6 protein-coding genes are annotated in these 3994 nt (G+C 27.7%); 2 read left to right on the top strand and 4 right to left on the bottom strand.

Going from position 1 to position 3994, the window contains the following annotated elements; translation table 11 throughout:
• The 3 genes from AABM47_RS05540 to AABM47_RS05550 all read right to left on the bottom strand — a co-directional run.
• On the bottom strand, positions 1 to 790 hold a 790-nt coding region (locus AABM47_RS05540), incomplete at its 3' end, for a hypothetical protein (RefSeq protein WP_338409935.1).
• Between the two features lie 5 nt (positions 791 to 795).
• Positions 796 to 1413 carry a hypothetical protein gene (locus AABM47_RS05545; RefSeq protein WP_338409936.1) on the bottom strand — a complete coding sequence of 206 codons (618 nt, stop codon included), beginning with the start codon at positions 1411 to 1413 and terminating at the stop codon, positions 796 to 798.
• On the bottom strand, positions 1410 to 1880 hold the full coding sequence (locus tag AABM47_RS05550) for a T9SS type A sorting domain-containing protein (RefSeq protein WP_338409937.1): 471 nt from the start codon (positions 1878 to 1880) through the stop codon (positions 1410 to 1412). Before AABM47_RS05550 ends, AABM47_RS05545 begins: the two co-directional genes overlap by 4 nt.
• Positions 1881 to 2622: 742 nt before the next feature.
• Here AABM47_RS05550 and AABM47_RS05555 point away from each other — a divergent pair.
• Positions 2623 to 3237, top strand: coding sequence for an AraC family transcriptional regulator (locus AABM47_RS05555; protein ID WP_338409938.1), 615 nt, complete (start codon positions 2623 to 2625; stop codon positions 3235 to 3237).
• Positions 3238 to 3302: 65 nt separating this feature from the next.
• A complete protein-coding gene (locus AABM47_RS05560) occupies positions 3303 to 3761 on the top strand; it encodes an RNA methyltransferase (protein WP_338409939.1) in 459 nt (152 codons plus the stop codon).
• Between the two features lie 101 nt (positions 3762 to 3862).
• Here AABM47_RS05560 and AABM47_RS05565 read toward each other — a convergent pair.
• Positions 3863 to 3994 (bottom strand): rhodanese-like domain-containing protein (locus tag AABM47_RS05565; protein ID WP_338409940.1); only part of this gene is annotated, 132 nt, incomplete at its 5' end.

Genomic DNA, 3994 nt, shown 5'->3' on the forward strand with positions numbered 1-3994 from the left:
CGTCCGATAAAGTAACGTCTGTTGATTTATTTGCCGCATCTTCTTTTAAAGCAATCGCATTCGTTGCTGCTGTATTATTTGATACTACTGTTGAACTTAAAGCATCGATGTTCGTTTGTAAGGCAGCATCTGAGGTGTTACTTGCCGTTTCATTTGCATCAACATCTGCTTGAACTGCCGCAACTGCTGCATCTAAATTTTCTGTAGCATCAATTACCGAAGTTGACATATTGATGTAATTTGTATTGGGATTGGCAACATATAAACCATCTGGACCTACTCCCACACCCAGTTGAAAATCATCCAACTCAATTTGTAAATCTATTAACAAACTCTCAATTGTAGCTATAGCTTCTGTGTTTTCTGTGTTCAATGCAAACATTGCAAATGGAACATAAGTAAAAGGTTGGTTGCTTATCTCATTATAGTAAGAACAAACTCCAGTTGTACTAATGTCTACTTTCAAATTCTTAGCATTATTGTTCCAAAGAATATCGGTAAACGTTGCTGCATAACCTCCTATTTTTGTTCCTGTTCCAATAATTAAATTAACCATTCCAAATGCATCGGTTGTGGTTTGAATCGTTTCTAAATATTCGGTTTGTGAATTGTAATCTATAATAGCAAATTTTAAACAAATAGCCTTATTTGCTAAGGGTGCGTTAATATTATTAACACCTGGTATAGATTGTCCAGATGGGTTCATAATTACTGCTTGATAAGTGATTCCATTGGTTTGTGAAAAACCTAATGAACCTACTAGTAATAAAAATACATAAAATTTTTTCATAGTCGTTATTTTATAGGGAAATGAAGTCCTAATTGAATTTGATTGGTAAGAAATGACACTTTTTCGTCTGTTGAATTGGATATGTGAAAAGATTTTGAAAAATTATAACCTAAACTTAATTTTATTTTGTCCGAAATAGTGTATTGCATATTCAAACCAACAAGAGGTTGGAGTATAATACCCGAAAATTCATCTTGATTTTTAAGATCGTAATAAAGTGTATTAATAAACTGATCGCCTCGCAACACAGTAGCCGTATTAAATCCTGCGTTTAAAAAAATTTGAATTTTTTTAATTTTATCCCGTAAAGAATATGAAACCGTATTTTGTAAGCCCATATAGCTTGTATTCCATGTATAATTTGTTGCCCCATTAGAAGCAGCAGCATTATATTGGTTGTAGGTTACACTTACTTGATAAGCAAAATTTGACTGGTTGAATTTGTGATTATATCCAAAAGCAAAAGCATCGCCAATAGCTGACCTGTACTCTAAATTAGAATCAACAGTTGGTGATGCAAATTCATAAGAAGTATGATTTTTGCCCGATTGAATAAAAAATTCTTGGGAAAACAAATTTGACATACTAAACATAACTATCAGAACAGATATTTTTTTTATCATTTTTTTAAAATTTTAGTGAAATAATTAAGTGCAGTTCCTGTAAGATGAACTAAAAATTCAGATTGGGGTAAATTGGGCAAAGAAATACTTATCACATTATTGGTAACAGGTAGTGTTTTTGAAAAAACAATTCTTCCATGAATATCAAAAATGGAAACCATAATTTGGGCATCTGTTACACCAAAAAATTGAAAGTTAACAACATCGATAAACGGATTTGGATAAGGTGTAATAGTGATAGCCATATTTTTAACATCTGTAAGATGTTTTAACCAAAAGCTTTGCTGAAAACCTTGTTGAACAATATATCCATTTTGTGATGTTCCGGCTACAGATTGCTGTCCAACGGTCTGTTTAACAATCAAACCAGAAGAAGTCGTTTTGGTTGTACCTTGTGAACTAATCATTTGATGGTGCAAATCTTGACCATAAATGACTGTACTCAATAACAAAAATAGAGTTTTCATTTTATATAATTTTTATTGCTACAATTATACAAGTTAATCATCATTTAATAAAAAAATAATAAAAAATGTACGATTTTTAGTATATATTTACAACTTTTAGTGATGTTTAAAAAAATGGTGGCAAAGATTATCTAACTATTTTTTTTGAAAAAAAAATAATTTAAAAAAAGAATTAATGTTAATTAGCTTAATTTTAATTGCAACAGGAGTTATAGGTATGGTTACTTTTATCTTTATTTTATTTGGTTACAAAACAAATGAAATAATGAATATTTATCTTGCTCTAATTATATTGTTATCATCTTATAGATTGGCGCTTGTTGGAGTTTTAGGATTATCTGGAGAAACTTTATTACATCATAGTTTTTTAAAAAATTATAATATTGTATTTGTGTTTTTAATTTCATTTATTTATTTGTATTTTAAAAACTTAATAAACAATCAAAAAAAAATTGTAGTTCAGGATTTATTTCATTTTATAATACCAATTCTTTTTATTTTGATAAATTGCTATACTAATACTTTAAAAAATTTTAATAGAAATCATCACTCTTTACTATATTCCCTTTTTATAATTTATGTTGTTTTTTACAATATTTTGACATTTAAAAAACTCAAAAAAAATATTTGGCATAAAAAAAGTATTTTACAGTTAATAGAAAAACAAAACAAAATAATAAGCAAGTGGTCATTTTACTTATATATAACACTGAATTTTATTGGCTTGCGACTTCTCATTTCAATGTTTTTAGAAAAAAAACAGTTGGGTATTTTTGTTGGAGTTTATGGTATTTATTTATCTTCAATAGTATGGTGTTTAATTTATTTTAAAATACTATATACTCCAGAAATATTATACGGATACAAATTTTTAAGGAAAAAAAGTAAGGAAAATAAAGATTATATTATTATAAAAACTTTTCAATGGCAATTAAAAAAAAATTACGAGATAAACAACAATCAAGAACTGCAATTAAGAGACAAAATTATTAAAAATATAGAAAATTACGTAACCGAAATTGAATTGGTTATTGATGAAAATCAGTTTTTTCGTGATCCTAATTTCACATTGAATGAATTAGCCTTTAAATTAAATATTCCTAAAAGTCATTTATTGTATTTGTTTAAGTATCACTCTAAAATTTCTTTTTTGGATTTAAAAAAAACAATTAGAATTCAAGATGCTGTTATATTAATAAATAATGGATATTTGAAAAAAAACACTTATGATTCTTTAGCAAAAAAAGTAGGTTTTTTATCTTACAATCCTTTTTTTACTAGCTTTAAAGATATTGTTGGAATATCTCCAAACAAATACAATTCAAACACAACGACAATATCAAAAAAAATCTCGTAACGAACGGTCATTTAAATTTAATTAAAATGATATTTTAATTAATATCTTTATTTATTTTTGCTCCCATGAATGATAATTTTACAAATGAGTACTTTGGTATTGGAATACAAAATGGAAAAACTCCAGAAAATTTAGGTGCTTTATGGCGATCCGCACAAAACTTGGGCGCTAGTTTTATTTTTACCATAGGAAATAGATATGCCAAACAAGCTTCTGACACGCACAATGCTGTTAAGACAATGCCCTATTTTCATTATGAAAATTTTGAAGATTTTTTTAAAAACCTACCTAAAGGTGCTCGTTTAATTGGTGTAGAATTAGATGAAAAAGCTGAAGATTTAGAGGCTTTTCAGCATCCAAGACGATGTGTTTATTTACTAGGTGCCGAAGACAATGGATTAACCAAAAAGGCTATAGAAAAATGCCACGCATTGGTGAAGTTTAAATCTGAAAAAAGTTTAAACGTATCTATAGCTGGTAGCATTGTACTATATGACAGAGGGCTAAACAAACCTCGATCATAATTAATAAACAAACCCTATAGATGCTAAATACAAAAACTAAATTTTAGAGTATTTAGTTTATAACAGTGTAATAAAAAAATATTTTTTTTATTAAAAAAACCTTAGTCATTAACTACTTTTTTCTTGGATTTATTCCAACCAATCATTCCTCCATCTAAATCATAAACTTGCTTAAAACCTTTGTCTTTTAAAATAGAAGCTGCTTTAGCACTTCTTCCACCTGCTTTGCAATA

It is taken from the genome of uncultured Flavobacterium sp., assembly GCF_963925415.1.
Lineage (GTDB): Bacteria > Bacteroidota > Bacteroidia > Flavobacteriales > Flavobacteriaceae > Flavobacterium.

What these genes read in the sequence shown, in the direction of transcription:
- AABM47_RS05550 (WP_338409937.1), bottom strand. Translation starts at nt 1,880, where the DNA reads ATGAAAACTCTATTTTTGTTATTGAGTACAGTCATTTATGGTCAAGAT.
- AABM47_RS05545 (WP_338409936.1), bottom strand. Translation starts at nt 1,413, where the DNA reads ATGATAAAAAAAATATCTGTTCTGATAGTTATGTTTAGTATGTCAAAT.
- AABM47_RS05555 (WP_338409938.1), top strand. Translation starts at nt 2,623, where the DNA reads ATGTTTTTAGAAAAAAAACAGTTGGGTATTTTTGTTGGAGTTTATGGT.
- AABM47_RS05560 (WP_338409939.1), top strand. Translation starts at nt 3,303, where the DNA reads ATGAATGATAATTTTACAAATGAGTACTTTGGTATTGGAATACAAAAT.